Consider the following 20,494-nt stretch of genomic DNA (forward strand, 5'->3'; position numbering starts at 1 on the left):
CTGGGCCACCCCAACACAGAGCGTGGGCGTGGACGCCGACGTGTACGCCGCCGGCCCAGTGGTGGGCGTGGACCTCAACGACGGTCATCTCGCGATCCGGCGGTTGGATGCGCACGGCAACCCCGCCGGCACAGCGCAACGCATCGACATCGACCTCACCGGCACCGCAGCCCGCCGCGACGCCCAAGTGCGCCATGCGATCACTCGGCTCATCCACTACACCCGCCGCCACGGAATCGACACGATCGCGGTGGAGGACCTCGACTTCGCCGACGCCCGCACTGTCGGGCGGGAAACCATGGGCCGCGGCCGACGCGGCAAACGGTTCCGCAAAACGGTGGCCGGGATCCCGACCGCGGTGTTCCGCAACCGGCTCACCGCCCAAGCCGCCGCGGCCGGCATCACCCTGTTCGCGGTCAACCCCGCCTACACCAGCGCCTGGGGCGATCAGCACTGGCGCAAACCCTATGAGAACGTCACCCGACACCAGGCAGCCGCCACCGTGATCGGGCGTCGCGCCCAAGGCCACAGGGCCCGGCGACGGAAAGGTGTGACACATCCACGACCAGAGGATCGTGGTGTGAGAGCTACCAACCAGACCGGACCCCACAGCCCAACAGCGACCACCGGGAACCGCCACCAGTCAGGGACACGGGGAATCAAATACCGTCCACCCGACCGGGCACGAACGCGGCAACCGAGCCGGGCAACCGTTACCCCGGCAACGGCCAACAACGGCCAACCCCATCAGTAACGGTTCTGATCGACTACTGAATGCTCACCAGTTCGTCGATGGAGTCGTAGGGCAGTGGCCCGTCGACCCACGCCGACACCACGCTGGAGTTGAGCACGATGCTGCCGCGGTGGTTGTCCAGGAACGCGATGTCGGCGGCGTCACGGCCCGTGCAGATTCGCACCAGGGTCTGACGCGGCGCCAGACACGTCGCATCGACCACGTGCCACCGTCCGTCCACGAAGGCCTCGGCGACGGCGTGAAAGTCCATCGGCTGACAGCCCGGCGCGTACACGGCAACCAATCGGGCAGGCACGTTCACGGCGCGCAACAGCGCGACGACGAGGTGCGCGTAGTCCCTGCAGACCCCGCGCCCGGCGAGCAGCGTGTCGACGGCCCCGTCGATGGGGTCGGACGAGCCGGGTACGTAGTACAGCCGCGATCCCACCCACGAAGAGACCTTCTCCAGCAGGTCTGCGGGATCGGTGAAGTCACCGAATTCGGTGGCCGCGAAGCCGAAGAACTTGTCGGCCTCGGCGTAGCGACTCGGCCGCAGGTACGTCGTCAAGTCGATGTCCTCGACGGGTGCGGGGTGCGCCCGGCCGACGATGGTGGCGTAGTAGTTCACCCATAGGCTGCCCCCGTCCACGTCCAACTTGTGGATCCGATTGCCGTGGTCGCCAATGAGTTCGGTAGCCTGAATCTCGTTGCCGTTCAACGTGAACGAGAGCCGCTCGGTGACGGTTGCCCCGGTGTGTGGGGCCACCGCGATCTGAAATTCGAGCGTGGTGGGCGCGTCGACCCACACGTCTAGCTGGGCGCCGACCTCGCGCCGTAGCTCACCAGCCGGTGACGACATGTGCCCGCCCCTTCTGCAGAAGTACGCCCCGCAGGAGCTGCGGGGCGGGATGACTTCCGTCTACCCCACCACGGGCGAGTTCAATCCGCGCGGCATCGGCGTCAAGACGAGCTCAAGACAGTGCGGACAAGCCCATCCCGATGCATGGGCCAACGGCCGCGCCGACCAGATCGCCGTATTCAGTGCCTCCGCCCATGCGGTCGCGGAACTGGATGCCCGCGGCGATGATGCCGAGCTTGAAGTACGCCAGCGCCATGTAGAAGTCCCAGTGCGCGAGCGGCTGATCCGCGGCGAGCGAATACCGGTGCGCCAGTTCGTCGGCGGACGGGATGAGCGGTGACGCCCACGCCGCGTTCGCATGCACCAGATCGAACGTGGGGTGGCGGTAGACGCACATCAGGGCCGCGTCGGACAGCGGGTCGCCCAACGTCGACATCTCCCAGTCGAGCACCGCCCGCACCTTGGTGGCGTCCTTCTCGTCGAGCATCGTGTTGTCGATGCGGTAGTCGCCGTGCACGATCGCGCTGCGACTCTCCGCCGGAATCCGCTCGCCGAGCTTGGCGTGCAGCAGCTTGACGTCGGCGTCGCGCGGATCGTCCTCGGCGCGCACCAACTCCCACTGCGATCCCCAGCGCCGCACCTGGCGTTCGAGGTATCCGGTCGGCTTGCCGAAGTCGCCGAGCCCGACGGCGTCCGGGTCGACCCTGTGCAGGTCGGCGAGCACCTTGATCAGCGCGTCGACGCAGGCGTCGATGATGGCCGCATCGCCGAGCGCTTCGAGTTCGTCGGCATGCCGGATGACGCGACCCGGCACGTACTCGACCATCTGGAACGGGGCGCCCAGCACCGAGTCGTCGTTGCGCATCGTCACCGCGTGCGCCACCGGCACCGGGGTGTCCTCGAGCGCCGCCACCACCTTGTACTCGCGCGCCATGTCGTGCGCCGACGGGGTCAGCCCGTGCAACGGTGGCCTGCGCAGCACCCACTTCGACGCGTCGTCGAATACCAGGAACGTCAGGTTGGACCGGCCCCCCGAGATGAGCTCGCCGTGAAGCTCACCGGTCCGCGGGATGCCGATCGACGTCAGGTGCTCGTCGAGGGCACCCAGGTCGAGGCCGTCCAGAGTGGATGTCACGGGACTTGTCTACCACCGCTGGTTTCTGGGCAGCAGGTCCCATACGTGCTCGGTGCCGTTGATCGACGCGACGCCCAGCGATCCGTCCCTCGACGACAGCAATCGAGTGACGCCCGCGTAGTCGACCTGTACGCACAGCAGCCGCTGCGTCTGCATGATGTCGTGCACCAACGCATTGATGACGCCTCCATGGCTGAACAGCGCGACGGTGTCCTCGTGGGCGGCGGTGGCGACGATGTCCGCGACGCCGGCCTTGACCCGGGCGATGAAGGCGTCCTCGTCCACCTCGCCGGGGAGGTGGCCGTCGATGAGACGTTGGAGGTCCTCTTGCGACGCCTCCTCTATGGGGACGTAGTGGGCGAGGTCGCGGTCGTACTCGGCGAGCCGTTCATCGACGTCGACGGTCAGCCCGAGCTTGTCGGCCACCGGCTCCGCCGTCTGCAGTGCGCGGCGCTGCGGGCTGCTCACCAACCGGGCGATGGGGAACCGGGCCAGCGCGTCGGGCAACCGCTTGGCCTGCTCGATGCCGTCCTCGGACAGCTCGGGGTCGGACCCCTGGCCGGGTTCGCTTCGCAGCGGCAGTGCATGCCTGATCACCAGCAGTTGCATGTGTGCCACCATATGGCCCGTGCGCGCATTCGCCTGCCCGGTGTGCAACGCCTTCGTCCCGTTCGAGTCGGAACGGTGCGCGAATTGCCAGGCCGCGCTGGGATTTCACCTGCCGTCCAAGTCGATGATGCGGGTGGTCGACGGCGAACAGTGGGTGCGCTGCACTCAACACGGAACGCTTGGCTGCAACTGGTTGGCGCCGGCCGAGTCGACGTACGAGCGGGGCCGTTGCCTGTCGGACTCGTTGATCCGCCGCGAGCCCGCCGCCGACGACACGCTGGCCCGCGAGAAGCTGGTGCCAACGGCCGCCGCGCTGCGCAGGCTGGTCTACCAACTCGACGAACTCGGGCTGCCGATCGAGCCGTTCTGGCGCCGCGAGGGCGGCCTGGCCTTCGACCTGTTGTCGAGCTACACCACCGGCGAGAAGGTGATCATCGGGCACGCCGGCGGCGTCATCACGATCGACTTGGTCGAGTCGCTCGACGACTACCGCGAATCGCTGCGGGTGCGCCTCGGCGAGCCCTATCGCACCATGCTCGGCCACTTCCGGCACGAGGTCGGCCACTACTACCAGAACGTGCTCGTCGAAACCGGCTCCGGCGCAACGCGATATCTCGATGACTGCCGAACCCTGTTCGGCGACGAGCAGGCGAGTTACTCCGAGGCCATCGCACGGCACTACCAGTTCGGCGCCCCGGAGGGTTGGGCCGAGACGTTCATCTCCGAGTACGCCACCATGCACCCGTGGGAGGACTTCGCGGAGTGCTTCGCGCACTATCTGCACATCACCGACACCATCGACACCGCCCGCGAGGCGGGCATGATGCTGCACGCCGACCGCGTGCGCTTCACCGCGACGGACATCGTTCCGCTGGAGTCCTACGCCGACGTGCCGGTCGAACGGATGTTGTCCGACTGGCATTGGATGGCGCTGTTCTTCAACCGGGTCAACACCGCGATGGGCAAGAATCCGTTGTACCCGTTCGACATTCCACCAGCGGTAGTGACCAAGCTCGGCTTCGTCCACCGAGTGGTGCGCTCAGCTGCGAAGGAGACCTGATGGGCTACGCCGACGAACTGTTCGACCTCACCGACAAGGTAGTGCTGGTCACCGGCGGCAGCCGTGGGCTGGGCCGGGAGATGGCGTTCGCCGCCGCGCGGTGCGGCGCCGACGTGGTCATCGCCAGCCGCAACCTCGATTCGTGCGTAGCCACCGCCGAGGAGCTCACCGCCGCGACCGGCCGGGCCGCGTTCCCGTACGCGGTGCACGTCGGACGGTGGGACCAACTCGACGGACTCGTCGACGCGGCCTACGACCGGTTCGGCAAGGTCGACGTGCTGGTGAACAACGCGGGCATGTCTCCGCTCTACGAGTCGCTGTCCACGGTGACCGAGCAGCTGTTCGACGCGGTGATGAACCTCAACTTCAAGGGCCCGTTCCGGCTCTCGACCTTGGTCGGCGAGCGCATGGTCGCCGACGGCGGCGGCTCGATCATCAACGTCAGCACGAGCGGATCCCGGCATCCGCGCCCGGAGATGTTGCCGTACGCGGCGTCCAAGGCCGGGCTCAACGCACTGACCGAGGGCTTCGCGCTGGCCTACGGCCCGACGGTGCGGGTCAACACGTTGATGCCAGGCCCGTTCTTGACCGACATCAGCAAGGCCTGGGACATCCCCGCGGCCCAGGCGGGCGCTGCGGGCTTCGCGCTGAAACGCCTCGGCAACCCGCCCGAGATCATCGGCGCCGCACTGTTTTTGATGTCGGATGCCTCCAGCTACACCAGCGGCTCGATCATCCGCGTCGATGGCGGCATTCCGTAACCGGAATTTACTGTCGCTGTTACGGTAAGCCCATGGCCCATCGCGTCGTGCACTGCGGAACCGGCAACATCGGCGCGGTCGCGCTGAGGGCGATCATCGCCCACCCCGACCTCGAACTGGTCGGCCACTACGTCAGCGCATCCGAGAAGGCTGGACGCGACTCCGGCGAACTCGTCGGGGTGGAGGCCGTCGGCGTCACCGCCACCGACGACTGGACCGACCTGTTCGACCTCGGCGCCGACTGCCTGACCTATTTCGGCAACAGCATCGGCCGCGAGGCCGACGCCATCGCCGACCTGGTCCCGTTCCTGGAACGCGGCACCAACGTCGTGACGTTCTCCGGCTTCGCGATCGCCCACCCGGAAACCACCCCACCCGAGTTGCGTGCGCCCATCGAGTCCGCCTGCCGCAAGGGCCGCAGCAGCTGCTTCTTCACCGGCATCGATCCCGGCTGGGCGACAACGGATCTGGCGATCGCCTCGCTGGCCGTCGCCAATCGAATCGACTGCGTGCGCGTGATGGAACTCGGGTGGTGGGGCGACTACACGGCCGAGTTCGTCTGCCGCGAATACTTCGGCTTCGGCAAGCCCCCTGGCTTCCAGCCGCTCCTGGTCACCGGTGGGTTCATCGAGACGATGTGGGCGCCGACGTTGCAACAGCTGGCCGAGGTGCTGGGCGTCGAGATCGAGGAGACCCGGGTGCTGTACGAGACCGACAGCGTGGACCACGACGTGGAGACGGGCTTCGGCATCGTCGCGGCGGGCACCGCATCGGTCGTGCACTTCGAATACCAGGCCCTGTCCGGGGGTAAGCCGTTCGTGGTGGTGGAGCACGTCGACTGCGTCGCGCGCGACGTCGGCAAGCAATGGAAGCAGCCCTACGGGCCGACCGACCTCTCGTTCCGCATCGCGGTCGAAGGCGACCCCAGCTTCGAGGTCGAGCTGACATTCGGCAAGGGTGGCGACACCCTGTCCGCGATGCCGGTGCTCAACTCGATCCCCGCCGTGTGCGAAGCGCGGCCGGGTCTCCTTGGGCCGCTGGATGTTCCGCGGTACTGGAGTCGCAACGTCAATCGAAACGCCGGAGGTACTAGGGCGTGACGATGTTGAAGTTCGGGTCTGGTCGGTCGAGCACGCCGAGCAACGCGGGCAGTGCGCTCTCGTCTCCCGTCAGCTCCACCCCCGGTGAAGTGGTGTCCCCGGCGGCGAACGCGAGCAGACGCAGCTTGGACGCGAACGTGACGGTGGCAGTCGCCGTCGCCGGATCCGCGGGCACCTTGCGGTGGACCAGCACGCCGTTGCGCAGGGTGAGCCGATAGTCGGCGGCGACGTCGACGAACGTCACGTCGATCACCAAGTCGAGGTCCCATGCCCGCGGCCCGTTCACGTTGATGGCGAACATGTCGAACATCTGCTCGGGAGTGAGTTGGGCCATCAGCGACGGTGACGCCGACTGCGTTGGAGTGCCGAACTTCGCCTCTCGCAGTTCCGTTGCGCCGGAGAGGAAGAAGTTGCGCCACACGGCGTTCTCCGCGCCGTAGGCCAGCTGCTCCAGCGTGTCGGCGTACAGTGCCCGCGCACCGGCATGCGCCTCGTCGGTGAAGATCGCGTGATCGAGTAGCGTTGCCGCCCAGCGGAAGTCACCGTCGGCGAAGGCCTGGCCTGCCAACTCGACCACTCGGTCGACTCCGCCCATCGCCTCGACGTAGCGCGGCCCGATCGCCTCGGGCGGATGCGTCCATAGCCGACCGGGATTGCCGTCGAACCAGCCCATGTAGCGCTGGTACACGGCCTTGACGTTGTGGCTGACCGAGCCGTAGTACCCGTGGGTGTGCCACGCCTTCTCGAGTGCGGGCGGCATCTGGAACGTCTCGGCGATCTCGATACCTGTGAAGCCCTGGTTGAGTTGGCGCAGCGTCTGGTCGTGCAGGTAGGCGTACATATCCCGTTGCAGCGAAAGGAATTCGACGATGCGCTCCTTGCCCCAGGTCGGCCAATGGTGCGAGGCGAATACCACGTCCGCGCGGTCGGAGAACGTGTCGATGGCCTCGGTCAGATAGCCCGACCACCCGTGCGGATCGCGCACCAGCGCGCCGCGCAGCGTCAGCAGGTTGTGCAGGTTGTGGGTGGCGTTCTCGGCCATGCAGAGCGCGCGGAACTTCGGGAAGTAGAAGTGCATCTCGGCGGGCGCCTCGGTGCCTGGCGCCATCTGGAACTCGATGTCGACGCCGTCGACGGTGTGCGTCTCGCCGGTGACGCTGATGTCCACCGTCGGGACGATGAGCGCCACCTCCCCTGTCGATCCGACCTGACCCAGGCCGCACCCGACCTGACCCTGGGGACCCCGCGCGAGCACGGCGCCATACATGTACGAGGCGCGGCGCGCCATCGCCGTCCCGGCATAGACGTTCTCCTGCACGGCGTGCTCGGTGAAGTGCTCGGGTGCGATGATCGCGACCTTGCCTGCGTCGACGTCGGCCTGGCTCGTCACGCCGAGCACGCCGCCGAAGTGGTCGACGTGGCTGTGGGTGTAGATGACCGCGCTGACGGCACGAGCTCCGCGGTGCGCGCGGTACAGCGCCAGCGCCGCCGCCGCCGTCTCGGTGGAGATCAGCGGATCGATCACGATGACGCCCGTGTCACCCTCGATGAAGCTGATGTTGGACAGGTCGAGGCCGCGCACCTGGTAGATCCCCTCGACCACCTCGTAGAGGCCCTGCTTGACGCACAGCTGCGACTGCCGCCAAAGGCTCGGATGCACCGACGTCGGCGCGTCTCCAGAAAGGAACGCGTAGGAATCGTTGTCCCACACCACCCTGCCGTCGGCGGCCTTCACCGCGCAGGGCTCGAGTGCGCCGATGAACCCACGGTCGGCGTCCGCGAAGTCGCGAGTGTCGGCGAGCGGGAGTTCGGTCAGATGGTCGGCGTGGGCGGCTTCGATGACCGCGGCTGGCGGCTTCTGCTCCATTTCTCCAAGCCTGCCATCATGGTTCGCGGCCGGGTGCCAAACTGGCCGCATGGACGTACGTCGCGTGGTCACGGGTCACGACGCCTCGGGCAGGTCGGTCTTCGTCAGCGACGAGACCGTCGCTCCCGACGTGCCGCTGTTGCTGCCGGACGCCGAGTTCCACCAGCTCTGGGGCGGCGACGCCACGCCGTCGTTCCCCGACGACGGCGCCAAGCCGACGTACCGAACGTACTTCGCGCCGATCGGCGGGTTCCGGTTCGGCATGTTCTCGATCCCGCCGGGGACCACCGCAGGCGGCCAGGACGCCGACGTGGCCGCCGCGCTCGAGGACACCGAACGCAAGCTTCCGGGGCTGCTTGCCTACTTGGACCCGACCGACCCCGGAATGCACACCACCGACACCATCGACCTCCTGGTCGTCCTCGAGGGCGCCGTCGTGCTCGAACTCGACGACGGCGCCGAGGTTACGTTGCACCCAGGCGACACCGTCGTGCAGAACGGCACCAGACACCGCTGGCGCAACCCCGGCGACAGCACCGCGCGGCTGGCGGTGTTCATGTGCGGCGCAAAGCATTCCGCTGTGACCCGCGCCGAGTGACCCCCAACGCGCCCGGTACGGGCTCCATCACCGTCACCAGCGCGACGGCCATCGGCGTCGGCGGGATGATGGGCGCCGGGCTCTACACCCTGCTCGGGCTCGCCTCGACGACGGCTGGCGTGTGGCTACCCGCCGCGTTCCTGGTCGGTGGCGCAGTGACGATCTTCAGCGTGTACTCCTACGCCAAGCTCGGGGCCAAGTATCCGAGCCGCGGCGGGGCCGCGCAGTTCCTGATCCGCTGTTTCGGCGACGGCGTGATCGCGGGCGGGCTCAACGTGTTTCAGTTCCTCGGCTGGATCATCGCGATGGCGCTGTACTGCGCGGGGTTCGCCGGATACGTGCGGGCACTGCTGCCATGGGAGACACCCGCGTGGTCGGGCAAGCTCATCGGCATCGGCTTGATCGTCGCGGTGGTGTTCGTGAACATGGTCGGCTCGAAGCTGGTGGGCCGGTCCGAATTGTTCGTCGTGACCATCGAATTGGCGATTCTGGCGGTCTTCGCGGTATTCGGGCTGATGAAGTCGGAGCCTGCCCGCTTCGCCGAGAACGGTGATCACAATTGGTTGGGTGTGCTGTTCGCCGCAGGCCTGCTGTACGTCACCTACGAGGGCTTCGGCGTGGTGACCAACTCCGCAGGTGACATGGCCGACCCCGCGAAGGACCTCCCGCGCGCGATGTTCACCGCGCTCGGCATCGTCGTGGTGGTCTACGTCGTGGTCAGCGCGATCGTCGTGATGACGCTGAGCCTGCCCGCGATGGACGCCAACCAGGGCCACGTGCTGTCCGAGGCCGGGGCCGCCGCGATGGGGCACGTCGGCTTCGTCGTCATCGGCGTCGCCGCGCTGCTGGCCACCGCGTCCGGCGTCAACGCCACCATGTTCGGCGACGCCAACCTGGCCTTCATGGTGGCCAAGTCCGGGGAATTGCCAAGGGATTTCACTCATGGTGTGTGGCGCGGCGGCAACGTGGGCCTGCTCGTCGCAGCGGCGCTGACGGCGCTGTTCGTCGTGTTCTTCCCGCTGTCGGCCGTGGGCTCGATGGCCAGCCTGGCATTCCTGATCGTGTACGGCACGGTGAGCGCAGGCCACCTTCGCGTCCACCGCGAGACTGGCGCCAAGCCGTGGCTGCTGGTGCTGGCCGTGGCGCTGAACCTCGCCCTATTCGTGCTGCTGCTCGGCTACACGATCCACACCGGACCGGCCAGCACGTGGATCACGCTCTTGGCCGTGCTGGTGTTGAGCTTCGTGTTCGAGGTCGGCTACCGGAAGCGCACTGGGCGCAGCCTGAAGCTGGAGGACACGCGTGCGGCCTAGGTGTGGCTGGCTAGCCATTGCTCGCCGCGACGCTTGGACGCTTGCGACAGCCACGCGTCCTGAATGAGCTCGGTCAGTTCGTCGAGCCCGACCCTGTGCAGTTCGCTCGCCCGCACCAGAACCGAGCGGTGTCCGTTGAAGTGGTCGGTCGTGAAGAACGGCGAATCCGGGTCCTGCACCAGCGCCAGCTTGTCGGCCTCGGATTCGACCCAGACGACGATCACGTCCGGGAACGGCGCGTCCGGCCGCGGGTTGCGAAAGAACACGAACGACTTGCCGCCCACTTGGTAGACGGGGTTGCCCTTGGACCCGTCCACCCGAGTCACGTGGGGCATCGCGGCGGCCAGTGCGTGTACGTCGTCGGCCGACGCCGGACGGTCAGACACGGTGCAACACCACGTCCGCCATCACCGAGTGCTCCACCGTCGCGGTCATATAGGTGCAGTGGGGCTGACGACGCCGGTCGGTCGGCGAGCCGGGATTGAGCAGGCGCAGGCCGCTGCCCGTCGTCGTGTCCCAGGGGATGTGACTGTGCCCGAACACCAGGACGTCGGTGTCGGGATGACGGGCCGCCATCCGCGCCTCCCGGCCAGCCGAGGCGCCAGTCTCGTGCACGACGGTGAACCGCACCCCTTCGATCGTCACGTCGGCCCGTTCGGGTAGCCGACGTCGCAACTCGTCGCCGTCGTTGTTGCCCCAGCACGCCACTAGCCGCGACGCCCTGCCTTCGAGCTCGTCGAGCAGCGCAGGCGTCACCCAGTCGCCGGCGTGCATCACCACGTCGGCACGAGCCACCTCGTCCCACAACGCCGCAGGTAGGTGCTTCGCCCGCGTGGGGAGGTGGGTATCGGCGATCAAGAGCAGGCGCACCTGCCAAAGGTATCGAACGGGTACGCTGTCGGCCAGGTGCACGACGTTGCTGTCGTAGCCAATGCGTGCGGAGAAAGCAAGGATGCGCTTGCTTGACATTCCTGATCAACTAGCCAACGATGGCTCCAAACTGGGGGTATCTGTGCTCACACGGCGAAGTTATCCGATTGTCGGAGTGGCTTCAGTAACGCTCGTGGTGTTTGCCTGTTTGCTCATCGGCGGGTGGGGCGGCCCCACCACGACTGGCACAGTAAGCACACTGGGGTCATTGACGTTCAGTCTCTTTGCCTTTGCCTGTGCCACGGCGGCCGCCATCATGACCGCCGGCGGACGGCGGCGCGCATGGGCGGCCATGGCGATCGGACTCTTCGGTTGGGTGGCAGGCGACCTGCTCGGCGTCTACTACGTCCTGATCCGCCAGACGGAACCGCTGTTCCCGTCGATCGCCGACGGGGCCTGCCTCTTACTGCCGGTGGCAGTGTGCGTCGCGTGGGTGCTCAACCCGCCGCTACCACGGCGGGCGGGCATGCGGGCGCTGCTGGACGCGGCAACCGTCGCCTCGGCCGTGTTCCTGGTGCTGTGGGTGACGGACCTGTCCGACGTGTTCGCCACCGCCGAGGGCAGCACGATCGAGCTCGCGGTGGCGTTGGCGTGTCCGATCTCCGACATCGTGATGATCACCATGGCGCTGCTTCTGCTGACCAACACCCCACCCGCGGTGCGCCGCACGGTCGGCATGGTCGCCGCCGGGTTGGTCATCCTCGCGCTGGCCGACAGTGCGTCGGTGTACCTGCGCACCCACGACTCCAACGCCGGTCCCGCCGTCGTCATCGGGTGGGCGGCCGGGCTGTTCGTCATCGGAACGGCTGCGCTGATGGCCGTGACCAACCCACGCTCCCAGGTTCGGCGTGGACCGCGTCGCTCCCAGCTCACGTTGTGGCTCCCATACCTACCGCTGCCCTTCGCGGTGGCGTTCGGCGCCGTGGCGCTATGGCCGGTGCCGCACGCGGCGCCGATCCTGATCGCGGCGGCCGTGATGGTCAGCGCCGCGCTGATCCGCCAGCTGACGATGATCGTCGAGAACCGAAACCTCGTCGACACCGTGGCCGACCAGGCGCTGAGGGACCCGCTGACCGGCCTCGCCAACCGGGTGCTGTTCGCGGATCAGCTGGGGTACGCCATGCGTCTGCAGCAGCGCGACGGACGCGACGTCGCAGTGCTGTCGCTCGACCTCGACGACTTCAAGCTCGTCAACGACAACCTCGGCCACCCCAGCGGCGACGCCCTGTTGCAGGCGGTGGCGGACCGGTTGCGCAGCATCGTCCCCGCGGGCGACACCGTCGCGCGGCTCGGCGGTGACGAGTTCGCCGTCCTCATCGAAGACGGGCCGGCGGAGGAGGTGGCGAACCGGGTCGTCGAGGTGTTCGACAAGCCGTTCTTCCTCGACGGCGAAGAGGTGTACATCCACCCCAGCGTTGGCCTGGCCAACGCACCCTCGCCCGCGGACGGGCTCATCGACGCCGACGAACTGTTCAAGCGCGCCGACCTCGCGATGTACACCGCCAAGCGCGCGGGCATCGGCGGCGTCCAGACCTTCACGTTCGACATGAGGCAGATCGACCGCGCCGAGATCCGGACGACGTGGGCCCAGAACGGCAAACGCCGTCGCGCGCCGCTCGCCAGCATCCAACTGCTCGGCCAGCTGCGCCGGGCCATCGACGATGACGAGCTCACTCTCGTCTACCAGCCCAAGATCAGCCTGTGCACGGGCGGCATCGTCGGCGTCGAGGCGCTGGTCCGGTGGCCGCATCCCGACCTCGGCCTGCTCACCCCGAACCAGTTCCTGCCCTTGGTGCGGCAGAACGGCCTGATGGGCGCCGTCACCGACCTGGTGCTCAACCAGGCCGCCCGCGACGCCGCCGCCTGGTACGAGGCGGGCCAGTGCGACCTACCCGTGGCGATCAATCTGTTCGCGCCGTCGCTCAACGACCTGACGCTGCCCGATCGCATCGGCGCCGCCCTGAACCGGGCGGGACTACCGCCCACCGCGATGTCGGTCGAGATCACCGAACACTTGCTGGTCTCCAACATCCGACGGGCCAGCACCGTCATCTCTGAGCTTCGCGCCAACGGACTCCGGATCGCCATCGACGACTTTGGCAGCGGCTACGCCACCATGAGCTACCTGCGCGATCTCTCCATCGATGAACTGAAGCTCGACCGCCAGTTCATCGCGCCGATCCTGCGCAGCGAGCGGGCCGCGGCGATTGTGCGGTCCGTGATCGATCTGGCCCATGCGCTGGGCATCGCCTGCGTCGCCGAAGGCGTCGAAGACAAGGCCACCGCCGACCGGTTGCGTGACTACGGCTGCGACATCGCGCAGGGCCACTACTTCTCCCGGCCCGTCGCCGCGGACGCGATCCTGGACCTGTGTCAGGTCGGCTGCAGCAGTTCGGCCATCTTCCCCATCACCAGCTGAAGGCCCTTGAAGGGCCGGATCATCACCTTGAACGACGTGATCCTGTCGGCGTCGTTCCAGGCGATCATGTCGATGCCGTTGACGTACATGCCGTCGATGGTGGCGGCGAACTCCAGCACGGCGGACTGCTCGGAGAACCACTGCCCGACGTAGTGGAAGTCGGTGCCCCCGAACAGCTTCGCGGCCGCACCAAGGTACGTCGCCGTCTTGGCCTTGCCTTCCTGCGGGGTGAACACCGCGGGCGAGTAGAAGACGGCGTCGTCGGCCAGGAGTTCATCGAGTGCATCCGGGCCGTGGCCGCCCTCGAGAAACGCGTGCCAACGCTCGATCACGGGTGGAGTCATGCGTCCATGTTCGCAGTGAGTGCGCCCGAAGGGATTCGAACCCCCAACCTTCTGATCCGTAGTCAGATGCTCTATCCGTTGAGCTACGGGCGCGTGGTGATGCGTATTCAATTGTCACAGCTGGCGCTAGCCAGTGTGGCGGAGGCGAGAGGATTTGAACCTCCGGTCCGCTTTAAGGCGGACAACTCATTAGCAGTGAGTCCCATTCGGCCGCTCTGGCACGCCTCCTGAACGATCCGAGGGTACCGGACCCAAGCCTGACCGCCGAGCGCACAGCGTACACAGCCGCAGCGGCCGAAGGCAAAGCACTTGTCCAGCCCGGCCGAGCCCGCCCATAGACTGTCCAGGTGACCGCCCGCCTGCGCCCCGAGCTGGCCGATCTACCGGCGTACACCCCGGGCCGCACGGTCCCCGGGGCCATCAAGATCGCCAGCAACGAGACCGTCGACGGGCCACTGCCCAGCGTGCGCGCCGCCATCGCGAAGGCGGTCGACGGCATCAACCGCTACCCGGACAACGGGTACGTCGAGTTGAAGGAGCGGCTCGCCAAGTACGTGAACTTCGCTCCCGAGCACATCTCGGTGGGGTCCGGGTCCGTCAGCCTTTGCCAGCAGCTCATCCAGATCACCAGCACCGTCGGTGACGAGGTGCTCTTCGGCTGGCGCAGCTTCGAGATCTACCCGCTGCAGGTGCGCACCGCAGGCGCCACCCCCATCCAGGTGCCGCTGCGCGACTACACGTTCGACCTCGACGCGATGCTGGCGGCCGTCACCGACCGGACCCGGCTGATCTTCGTCTGCAATCCCAACAATCCGACGAGCACGGTCGTCGACCCGGATGCGTTGGCGCGCTTCGTCGCCGCGGTGCCGTCGCACATTCTGATCGCCATCGACGAGGCCTACGTCGAGTACATCCGCGACGGCCTGGCGCCGGACAGCTTCGGAATGGTCCGCGAGCACGCCAATGTCGTTGTGCTGCGCACGTTCTCCAAGGCGTACGGACTCGCGGGACTACGCGTGGGATACGCCGTCGGCGATCCGGAGCTCATCACCGCGCTCGGCAAGGTGTACGTGCCGTTCACCGCGACCAGCGTGTCGCAGGCAGCGGCCATCGCGTCCCTTGACGCCGCCGACCAGTTGCTCGAGCGCACCGACGCCGTCGTCGCCGAACGAACGCGGGTGACTGCGGCCTTGCGGGCCGCCGGCTTCACCGTGCCGCCGTCGCAAGCCAACTTCGTGTGGCTCCCGCTGCCGGGGCGTGCCCAAGAGTTCGCGCAGGCCTCGGCGAACGACCGAATCATCGTCCGCCCGTATGGCGAAGACGGAGTGCGCGTCACCGTGGCCGCTCCGCACGAGAACGACGCGTTCCTCGCGTTCGCCACTCGATGGAGGGAAGCACAATGAGCAAGGCCCGCAACACCTTCGACGAGTTGACGGCCCGTGAGGGCGGGCTCCCCGACGCCGAACTCGACGCGTTCTGGGAGACGTTGGAACCCGCGGGCATCGATTTCCTGATCGGCGAGTGGAAGGGCGGAGAGTTCAACACGGGACACCGCTCCAACGGCTTCATGAAGAAGCTCAACTGGTTCGGCAAGACCTTCGTGTCCGCCTCGGACGCCAAGCCGCTGGTATGTCTGGACGCCGACGGCAACAAGTTCTCCAACACCGAGGCGATGAAGGGTGAGGCGAGCCTCTGGATGGAGGACTTCCGCGGCGAGGTGACCGCGACGATGGTCTACGACGGCGCACCCGTCCACGACCATTTCAAGAAGGTCGACGAGAAGACCCTCATGGGAATCATGAACGGCAAGAAGGCCGTCGACGTTAGTTCGGGAACGCCGCGGTACCTGTACTTCTACCTCGAACGCATCTAGCCCGCGCGACCCGTGTAGGCCAGCAGGCGGTTCAGCGCGCTCGCGGCGTCGGGGACATCGATCGGCGCGTCGAACCCGACGCTCTTGCGCCCCTCCGGCGTGATGATGCCGTGCGACAACCCAAGCACGTACTCGCACAACGACTCCGGGGCGTCCACCCGCTGACCCGTCGCCGCCGCGTAGTCCCATGCGTGAACCAGGAACTCGATCGACAGAATCCCGGCCATCACCGCGGCAGGCGCCTCGTTCGGGCCCACCGACACCATCCCGTCGAGCCCGCGCCTGCGCCACGCGTCCAATGCCGGGCGCGCCGCCGACATCACCTGCGCTTCGACGGGCGCCCCGGCATCGCGGTCGGGCAACTCGGCCCCGGCCGCTCCGCCGATCACCGTGATCGAGTTCATCAGGTGATCGGTCAGGCTCGCGACGTCGAATTCGCGGCACGGCGTCTGCTTGCCCGCGTCGCCGGGCTTCAGCGCCGCGAGTACCGGTTGCAGTACGGCGAGGCTGGATTCGGCGCTCTCGAGTTGGTCTGACGGCACGTCGGCGGACATGACGCCACGTTACGACGCCCGGACGCCTATCGTTGCGCAGATGAGCGCGCTCGTTCGGACCGCGGCGGCGGCCCTGATCCTGGTCGGCGCACTCGCCGGCTGCAGCCGCACCACGACCGGCACGGTGGCGATGACCACCGAACCCGGGCCACCGACGACGTCGCGCACGCCGAGCACCACGTCGAAGCCGACGACGCCGCGCTCCCCGACCTCCACCCCCCGAACCCCGACCGTGCCCGCGCCGGCCAACGCACTGACCATGACGTGCAAGGAGTACCTGGGACTCGACGACGAGACCAAGCTCGCGGTCGTTCAGGCGATCCTCGGCGAAGAAGAGTCGTTCCTCGGCCCCGACGAAGCGGAGCTGCTCAAGCCGCTCGCCGACGGGCTGTGCCAGCTGCTGCCCACCAGCCCCGTCAGCGAGGTCCTGATGGGCGGCGGGCTACCCGGGTAGCGATAGCCTTCCTGGCTATGGGCGATACCTACGAATCACTCACTGTCGACGTCGACGGTCACGTCGCACAGGTCACGCTGGTCGGGCCCGGCAAGGGCAACGCGATGGGGCCTGCGTTCTGGGCGGAGCTGCCCGACGTGTTCGCAGCCCTGGATGCCGACCCCGACGTCCGTGCGATCGTGCTCACCGGGTCCGGGCGACACTTCAGCTACGGCCTCGACATCGCGGCGATGGGCGACACCCTCGGCCCAATCCTGGCCGACGGCGCACTGGCCCGACCCCGCGCCGATTTCCACACGAGGCTGCGCACGATGCAGCAGTCGATCACTGCGGTCGCGGACTGCCGCACCCCGGTCATCGCGTCGGTGTCCGGATGGTGCATCGGCGGCGGCGTCGACCTGATCTCCGCCGTCGACATCCGCTACGCCAGTGCGGATGCGAAGTTCTCGGTCCGAGAGGTCAAGCTCGCCATCGTGGCCGACGTCGGCTCGCTGGCGCGGCTGCCGTTGATCCTGAACGACGGGCACCTCCGCGAATTGGCGTTGACGGGCAAGGACATCGACGCGGCGCGCGCCGAGAAGATCGGCTTGGTCAACGACGTCTACCCCGACGCCGAGGCCACGCTGGCCGCCGCGCATGCCACGGCGAAGGAGATCGCCGCCAATCCCCCACTTGTTGTCCAGGGCGTCAAGGACGTGCTCGACGAACAGCGCACCGCCGCCGTGTCGGCGAGCCTTCGCTACGTCGCGGCCTGGAACTCAGCGTTCCTGCCGAGCAAGGACCTCACCGAGGGCATCAGCGCGATGTTCGCCAAGCGAGCGCCCGAGTTCAAGGGCGAGTAACCAGCCAATCGTCAGCAATTCTGCATCAATTCGTCAGAATCGATGGCGTCACCAATTCGTCAGAATTGGCGTCCAATTTGCCGATCTAATTCACCCCTCTAATAATTCTCAGCCGCTCTTTATCTCGCATTCAGCGAAACCACAGCAGTAACTCGTTGCCGCAGGTAGAACGGCTAATCGAACGCGTGATCTCGACCACGATGCGCAATTATTCCCGCACTGTAGGACTTTGTGTTTGTTTTCACTAAGGGGGTGATTTTTCAGATTCGGCGCGGATATTCGTCGGCATGACAGATACAACGCATTTCACATCAGCCGATCGGCTACCCCTGCACACTGTCGGCGCTCCGCGGATCGCAGGCACCGCGGTGGCGTTCACGGAACACCTACACAGCCAGTCCGAGATCACCCGCGAACTCTCCGACGTCGCCCCGCCGGGATTCGAGCGCTTCACACAGACCAGCGGCGTGGAGACCCGCAATCTCGCAGTGCCGCTTTCGCGGTATCCGAAGCTGACGGGGTTCACCGAAGCCAACGCCGCGTACCTCGAGGTTGCAGTCGACCTCGGAGCGCAGGCCGTGTGCTCGGCCCTCGAGGCGGCCCGAATCGAGCCCTCCGAGGTCGACGTCATCGTGACGGTGTCGAGCACCGGCGTCGCAGTGCCGACGATCGACGCACGGCTGGCCTCCCGCGTCGGACTACGCCAAGACGTCAAGCGCGTCCCCTTGTTCGGCCTCGGCTGCGTCGCCGGCGCGGCGGGCATGGCCCGCGTGCACGACTACCTGCGCGGCTACCCGGGGCATGTGGCGGTGCTGCTATCGGTGGAGTTGTGCTCGCTCACACTGCAACGCGACGACGCCTCGATCCCCGCACTCATTGGCCTGTGCCTCTTCGGGGACGGCGCGGCGGCCGTCGTCGCCACCGGAGCAGACCGGGCTCCCGCCTACCCGACCGCGCCGTCGGGCCCGGCGGTGCTTGCCACGCGCAGCAGGCTCCTTCCCGACACGGTCGACGTGATGGGTTGGAACGTCAGCTCCAGCGGCTTTCAGCTCGTGATGTCGCGTGACGTGCCCAAGATGGCCGACGACCACCTTCGTGGCGAGGTCGACCGATTCCTCGCCGACCACGGGTTGACGACGGCGGACATCTCCACGTGGATCTGCCATCCCGGCGGTCCCAAGGTGATCGATTCGATCCAAAACGCGATCGGCCTCGCGCCCGCAGCACTCGCGCACAGCACCAACTCCATGCGGGAGCACGGCAATATCTCGTCCGCATCGGTGCTCGACGTGCTGCGGCGCACGATCGCCGAGCCTCCCGCGCCGGGCTCCCTCGGCGTGATGCTCGCGATGGGGCCGGGCTTCAGCTTCGAGCTACTGCTGCTGAGCTGGTAAGGGACCGATCATGTTCTACTACCTCTTCATCCTCGCCGTCGGCATCGAACGTCTAATCGAACTGGTCGTGTCCCGACGCAACGCCAACTGGTCGATTGCCCAGGGAGGCAAGGAGTTCGGCCAGGGTCACTATCCCGTGATGGTGAGCATGCATACGCTGCTCCTGGCCAGCTGCGTCGTCGAAGTCGCAACGACGCACCGGCCGTTCATTCCTTGGCTGGGCTGGCCCATGGTCGGGCTCGTCGTGCTCAGCACCGTCGTGCGGTGGTGGTGCGTGGCGATCCTTGGCAAGCACTGGAACCCGCGGCTCATCGTCATCCCTGGTGCACCGCTGGTGCACCGCGGACCGTACCGGTGGTTGCACCACCCCAACTACACGGCGGTCGCCGTGGAGGTTGTGGCGCTTCCGCTGATCCACTCGGCCTGGTTGACGGCGATCGTGTTCACCATCGCCAACGCCTTGGTGCTCAACGTGAGGATCCGGGCCGAGAACGTCGCACTGGGTTACGCCACCGCCGCCTGACCGGCTGGGTGGGTGACTGCGAACTTCAGCGCTATCGCGTGGACCAGCAGGCCGACCGCGATCATGATGAAGTCGAAGGCGCCCACCCAGGGGGGCGTTGCGTTGCCGATGTCGATCAGATGACTGATCGTGTGCAGCACGTAGTGCGCGGTGGCGAACGCCAGGGTCGGCACCCGCCAGCCCGGCCACTTGATCGCGGCTAGGTACATCAGCCCGAGCGGCAGTTCGAAGCTTGCCAAGTCGAAGATGTAGTGGACGTTGCGAATTCCGAATCCGCCGACGGTTTCGAACATGAAGCCCGGCGCGAAGATCATCACCAGCCCGAGCACCGTCGAGTAGACGCCGTAAATGACCAGCACCGCAACGACGACCCGCGTCTTGAATCGAGTGTCCATGTCGGCAGCCTAGAGCTAGCCAGCGCGTCTGCTTTGCGCAATCGCGATGGCATGCGCCGTACGTCGCTCGACGAAATCCTCGAAGTAGGGAAGCCGTTCGTGGTGGAGGAGGCCAGGCAGCGTCCAGTTCCATGACCGCTGCAAGGCGCGCAGAAACGCCTCGGGTTCACCCCAAGACAACGTCTTCTGCAAGCCGAAGTACATGGACGCAAGGAATCGTGTCAGCTCGGCGACGCGCAATTCCTTGAAGTCCTGCTGCGCAATGGCATCCTCGGTCGGCGCGGCCATGACGGCCACCCAGGCGTCCAACCGCCGGTCTGCGCGCGCATAGGCATGATCGATCGACTCGAGCAACCGTATCCGAGCGCGTGCTCCAGCACTCGTCACGTCATGAACGGCAACGGCATAAGTCACGTCAATCATCGATTCGAGTCCCGGGAGTCCACGGACGAGAATCGAATCGCGTTCCGCTTCGAGGACTCTGAGATCGTGATCGATCACCGCAACGGCCAGTTCGTCCTTCGACCTGAAGTGCCCGTACACCGACGCCTTGGCAACGCGGGCCTCGTCTGCAATCTCACCCACGCTAACTTCCGCGAAGGGCGTGACGGAAAACCGTCGGGTGGCTGCGTCGAGGATCCGATCACGAACGCTTGCGGATGCGGCACCTGCCGGATCTGGTGTGGTCATTGCGCTCGATCAGATGATGGATTGGACAAAGCCCGCGACGA

General features: G+C 66.9%; 23 protein-coding genes and 2 tRNA genes. 13 read left to right on the forward strand and 12 right to left on the reverse strand.

Annotation, left to right across the window (positions count from 1 at the left end; genetic code table 11):
• Positions 1 to 754, forward strand: a 754-nt coding sequence (locus SLQ33_RS04280; RefSeq protein ID WP_319452569.1) for a hypothetical protein, incomplete at its 5' end; no start/stop codon positions are given.
• A 13-nt stretch (positions 755 to 767) separates the two neighbouring features.
• Here SLQ33_RS04280 and SLQ33_RS04285 read toward each other — a convergent pair.
• The 3 genes from SLQ33_RS04285 to SLQ33_RS04295 all read right to left on the reverse strand — a co-directional run bounded on the left by SLQ33_RS04285 (position 768) and on the right by SLQ33_RS04295 (position 3,336).
• Positions 768 to 1,592 (reverse strand): transglutaminase family protein, encoded by an 825-nt coding sequence (locus SLQ33_RS04285; protein WP_319452570.1) that lies wholly within the window; start codon positions 1,590 to 1,592, stop codon positions 768 to 770.
• A gap of 112 nt (positions 1,593 to 1,704) precedes the next feature.
• Positions 1,705 to 2,727, reverse strand: coding sequence for a phosphotransferase family protein (locus tag SLQ33_RS04290; protein ID WP_319452571.1), 1,023 nt, complete (start codon positions 2,725 to 2,727; stop codon positions 1,705 to 1,707).
• Between the two features lie 9 nt (positions 2,728 to 2,736).
• Positions 2,737 to 3,336 carry a histidine phosphatase family protein gene (locus SLQ33_RS04295; protein ID WP_319452572.1) on the reverse strand — a complete coding sequence of 200 codons (600 nt, stop codon included), beginning with the start codon at positions 3,334 to 3,336 and terminating at the stop codon, positions 2,737 to 2,739.
• Positions 3,337 to 3,355: 19 nt separating this feature from the next.
• Here SLQ33_RS04295 and SLQ33_RS04300 point away from each other — a divergent pair, with 19 nt between their 5' ends.
• Genes SLQ33_RS04300 through SLQ33_RS04310 form a run of 3 tightly spaced genes read left to right on the forward strand, consistent with a single transcriptional unit; the run spans position 3,356 to position 6,257 of the window.
• Positions 3,356 to 4,396 carry a putative zinc-binding metallopeptidase gene (locus tag SLQ33_RS04300; protein WP_319452573.1) on the forward strand — a complete coding sequence of 347 codons (1,041 nt, stop codon included), beginning with the start codon at positions 3,356 to 3,358 and terminating at the stop codon, positions 4,394 to 4,396.
• On the forward strand, positions 4,396 to 5,157 hold the full coding sequence (locus SLQ33_RS04305) for an SDR family oxidoreductase (RefSeq protein WP_319452574.1): 762 nt from the start codon (positions 4,396 to 4,398) through the stop codon (positions 5,155 to 5,157). The genes SLQ33_RS04300 and SLQ33_RS04305 overlap by 1 nt, the downstream gene beginning before the upstream one ends.
• Positions 5,158 to 5,189: 32 nt before the next feature.
• Complete coding sequence (locus SLQ33_RS04310; RefSeq protein WP_319452575.1) at positions 5,190 to 6,257, forward strand: dihydrodipicolinate reductase; 1,068 nt, start codon at positions 5,190 to 5,192, stop codon at positions 6,255 to 6,257.
• Here SLQ33_RS04310 and SLQ33_RS04315 read toward each other — a convergent pair.
• Positions 6,247 to 8,124 (reverse strand): alkyl/aryl-sulfatase, encoded by a 1,878-nt coding sequence (locus tag SLQ33_RS04315; RefSeq protein ID WP_319452576.1) that lies wholly within the window; start codon positions 8,122 to 8,124, stop codon positions 6,247 to 6,249. The genes SLQ33_RS04310 and SLQ33_RS04315 overlap by 11 nt on opposite strands.
• A 49-nt stretch (positions 8,125 to 8,173) precedes the next feature.
• On the opposite strand from SLQ33_RS04315, the gene SLQ33_RS04320 reads away from it, so the two are divergent.
• Positions 8,174 to 8,722: a cupin domain-containing protein gene (locus SLQ33_RS04320; RefSeq protein ID WP_319452577.1), complete on the forward strand. Its 549-nt coding sequence runs from the start codon at positions 8,174 to 8,176 to the stop codon at positions 8,720 to 8,722.
• Positions 8,719 to 10,035, forward strand: a complete 1,317-nt coding sequence (locus SLQ33_RS04325; protein WP_319452578.1) for an APC family permease — start codon at positions 8,719 to 8,721, stop codon at positions 10,033 to 10,035. Before SLQ33_RS04320 ends, SLQ33_RS04325 begins: the two co-directional genes overlap by 4 nt.
• Here SLQ33_RS04325 and SLQ33_RS04330 read toward each other — a convergent pair.
• Entirely contained in the window at positions 10,032 to 10,421 is a 390-nt protein-coding gene (locus SLQ33_RS04330; protein ID WP_319452579.1) for an MmcQ/YjbR family DNA-binding protein, read from the reverse strand. The genes SLQ33_RS04325 and SLQ33_RS04330 overlap by 4 nt on opposite strands.
• Positions 10,414 to 10,905 carry a metallophosphoesterase gene (locus tag SLQ33_RS04335; RefSeq protein ID WP_319453250.1) on the reverse strand — a complete coding sequence of 164 codons (492 nt, stop codon included), beginning with the start codon at positions 10,903 to 10,905 and terminating at the stop codon, positions 10,414 to 10,416. Before SLQ33_RS04335 ends, SLQ33_RS04330 begins: the two co-directional genes overlap by 8 nt.
• A 268-nt stretch (positions 10,906 to 11,173) precedes the next feature.
• On the opposite strand from SLQ33_RS04335, the gene SLQ33_RS04340 reads away from it, so the two are divergent.
• Positions 11,174 to 13,384 carry a putative bifunctional diguanylate cyclase/phosphodiesterase gene (locus tag SLQ33_RS04340; RefSeq protein WP_319452580.1) on the forward strand — a complete coding sequence of 737 codons (2,211 nt, stop codon included), beginning with the start codon at positions 11,174 to 11,176 and terminating at the stop codon, positions 13,382 to 13,384.
• Here the strand turns inward: SLQ33_RS04340 and SLQ33_RS04345 are convergent.
• From SLQ33_RS04345 to SLQ33_RS04355, 3 genes are all read right to left on the reverse strand, one after another.
• Positions 13,339 to 13,728 (reverse strand): nuclear transport factor 2 family protein, encoded by a 390-nt coding sequence (locus SLQ33_RS04345; protein ID WP_319452581.1) that lies wholly within the window; start codon positions 13,726 to 13,728, stop codon positions 13,339 to 13,341. The two genes, SLQ33_RS04340 and SLQ33_RS04345, sit on opposite strands and share 46 nt — an antisense overlap.
• 20 nt (positions 13,729 to 13,748) lie before the next feature.
• Positions 13,749 to 13,821, reverse strand: a tRNA-Arg gene (locus SLQ33_RS04350).
• A 43-nt stretch (positions 13,822 to 13,864) separates the two neighbouring features.
• Positions 13,865 to 13,956, reverse strand: a tRNA-Ser gene (locus tag SLQ33_RS04355).
• Between the two features lie 119 nt (positions 13,957 to 14,075).
• On the opposite strand from SLQ33_RS04355, the gene hisC reads away from it, so the two are divergent.
• Both hisC and SLQ33_RS04365 read left to right on the forward strand, forming a co-directional pair.
• A complete protein-coding gene (hisC, locus tag SLQ33_RS04360; RefSeq protein ID WP_319452582.1) occupies positions 14,076 to 15,131 on the forward strand; it encodes a histidinol-phosphate transaminase in 1,056 nt (351 codons plus the stop codon).
• Entirely contained in the window at positions 15,128 to 15,601 is a 474-nt protein-coding gene (locus SLQ33_RS04365; protein ID WP_319452583.1) for a DUF4334 domain-containing protein, read from the forward strand. Before hisC ends, SLQ33_RS04365 begins: the two co-directional genes overlap by 4 nt.
• Here the strand turns inward: SLQ33_RS04365 and SLQ33_RS04370 are convergent.
• On the reverse strand, positions 15,598 to 16,155 hold the full coding sequence (locus SLQ33_RS04370; RefSeq protein ID WP_319452584.1) for a TIGR03086 family metal-binding protein: 558 nt from the start codon (positions 16,153 to 16,155) through the stop codon (positions 15,598 to 15,600). The genes SLQ33_RS04365 and SLQ33_RS04370 overlap by 4 nt on opposite strands.
• A gap of 40 nt (positions 16,156 to 16,195) precedes the next feature.
• Between SLQ33_RS04370 and SLQ33_RS04375 the strand changes: the two genes are divergently transcribed.
• The 4 genes from SLQ33_RS04375 to SLQ33_RS04390 all read left to right on the forward strand — a co-directional run bounded on the left by SLQ33_RS04375 (position 16,196) and on the right by SLQ33_RS04390 (position 19,368).
• On the forward strand, positions 16,196 to 16,609 hold the full coding sequence (locus SLQ33_RS04375) for a hypothetical protein (protein ID WP_319452585.1): 414 nt from the start codon (positions 16,196 to 16,198) through the stop codon (positions 16,607 to 16,609).
• A gap of 17 nt (positions 16,610 to 16,626) precedes the next feature.
• Positions 16,627 to 17,451: a crotonase/enoyl-CoA hydratase family protein gene (locus tag SLQ33_RS04380; protein WP_319452586.1), complete on the forward strand. Its 825-nt coding sequence runs from the start codon at positions 16,627 to 16,629 to the stop codon at positions 17,449 to 17,451.
• Positions 17,452 to 17,738: 287 nt separating this feature from the next.
• Positions 17,739 to 18,845, forward strand: coding sequence for a type III polyketide synthase (locus SLQ33_RS04385; protein WP_319452587.1), 1,107 nt, complete (start codon positions 17,739 to 17,741; stop codon positions 18,843 to 18,845).
• A gap of 10 nt (positions 18,846 to 18,855) precedes the next feature.
• Positions 18,856 to 19,368 (forward strand): isoprenylcysteine carboxyl methyltransferase family protein, encoded by a 513-nt coding sequence (locus SLQ33_RS04390; protein ID WP_319452588.1) that lies wholly within the window; start codon positions 18,856 to 18,858, stop codon positions 19,366 to 19,368.
• Here the strand turns inward: SLQ33_RS04390 and SLQ33_RS04395 are convergent.
• Positions 19,350 to 19,763: a hypothetical protein gene (locus SLQ33_RS04395; RefSeq protein WP_319452589.1), complete on the reverse strand. Its 414-nt coding sequence runs from the start codon at positions 19,761 to 19,763 to the stop codon at positions 19,350 to 19,352. The genes SLQ33_RS04390 and SLQ33_RS04395 overlap by 19 nt on opposite strands.
• 15 nt (positions 19,764 to 19,778) lie before the next feature.
• Positions 19,779 to 20,453, reverse strand: a complete 675-nt coding sequence (locus tag SLQ33_RS04400; RefSeq protein WP_319452590.1) for a helix-turn-helix domain-containing protein — start codon at positions 20,451 to 20,453, stop codon at positions 19,779 to 19,781.
• Between the last annotated feature and the right edge of the window lie 41 nt (positions 20,454 to 20,494).

It is taken from the genome of Mycobacterium sp. RTGN6 (assembly GCF_033804605.1).
Lineage (GTDB): Bacteria > Actinomycetota > Actinomycetes > Mycobacteriales > Mycobacteriaceae > Mycobacterium.

What these genes read in the sequence shown, in the direction of transcription:
- SLQ33_RS04285 (WP_319452570.1), bottom strand. Translation starts at nt 1,592, where the DNA reads ATGTCGTCACCGGCTGGTGAGCTACGGCGCGAGGTCGGCGCCCAGCTA.
- SLQ33_RS04295 (WP_319452572.1), bottom strand. Translation starts at nt 3,336, where the DNA reads ATGCAACTGCTGGTGATCAGGCATGCACTGCCGCTGCGAAGCGAACCC.
- SLQ33_RS04305 (WP_319452574.1), top strand. Translation starts at nt 4,396, where the DNA reads ATGGGCTACGCCGACGAACTGTTCGACCTCACCGACAAGGTAGTGCTG.
- SLQ33_RS04310 (WP_319452575.1), top strand. Translation starts at nt 5,190, where the DNA reads ATGGCCCATCGCGTCGTGCACTGCGGAACCGGCAACATCGGCGCGGTC.
- SLQ33_RS04315 (WP_319452576.1), bottom strand. Translation starts at nt 8,124, where the DNA reads ATGGAGCAGAAGCCGCCAGCCGCGGTCATCGAAGCCGCCCACGCCGAC.
- SLQ33_RS04320 (WP_319452577.1), top strand. Translation starts at nt 8,174, where the DNA reads ATGGACGTACGTCGCGTGGTCACGGGTCACGACGCCTCGGGCAGGTCG.
- SLQ33_RS04345 (WP_319452581.1), bottom strand. Translation starts at nt 13,728, where the DNA reads ATGACTCCACCCGTGATCGAGCGTTGGCACGCGTTTCTCGAGGGCGGC.
- SLQ33_RS04365 (WP_319452583.1), top strand. Translation starts at nt 15,128, where the DNA reads ATGAGCAAGGCCCGCAACACCTTCGACGAGTTGACGGCCCGTGAGGGC.
- SLQ33_RS04370 (WP_319452584.1), bottom strand. Translation starts at nt 16,155, where the DNA reads ATGTCCGCCGACGTGCCGTCAGACCAACTCGAGAGCGCCGAATCCAGC.
- SLQ33_RS04375 (WP_319452585.1), top strand. Translation starts at nt 16,196, where the DNA reads ATGAGCGCGCTCGTTCGGACCGCGGCGGCGGCCCTGATCCTGGTCGGC.
- SLQ33_RS04380 (WP_319452586.1), top strand. Translation starts at nt 16,627, where the DNA reads ATGGGCGATACCTACGAATCACTCACTGTCGACGTCGACGGTCACGTC.
- SLQ33_RS04385 (WP_319452587.1), top strand. Translation starts at nt 17,739, where the DNA reads ATGACAGATACAACGCATTTCACATCAGCCGATCGGCTACCCCTGCAC.
- SLQ33_RS04390 (WP_319452588.1), top strand. Translation starts at nt 18,856, where the DNA reads ATGTTCTACTACCTCTTCATCCTCGCCGTCGGCATCGAACGTCTAATC.
- SLQ33_RS04395 (WP_319452589.1), bottom strand. Translation starts at nt 19,763, where the DNA reads ATGGACACTCGATTCAAGACGCGGGTCGTCGTTGCGGTGCTGGTCATT.
- SLQ33_RS04400 (WP_319452590.1), bottom strand. Translation starts at nt 20,453, where the DNA reads ATGACCACACCAGATCCGGCAGGTGCCGCATCCGCAAGCGTTCGTGAT.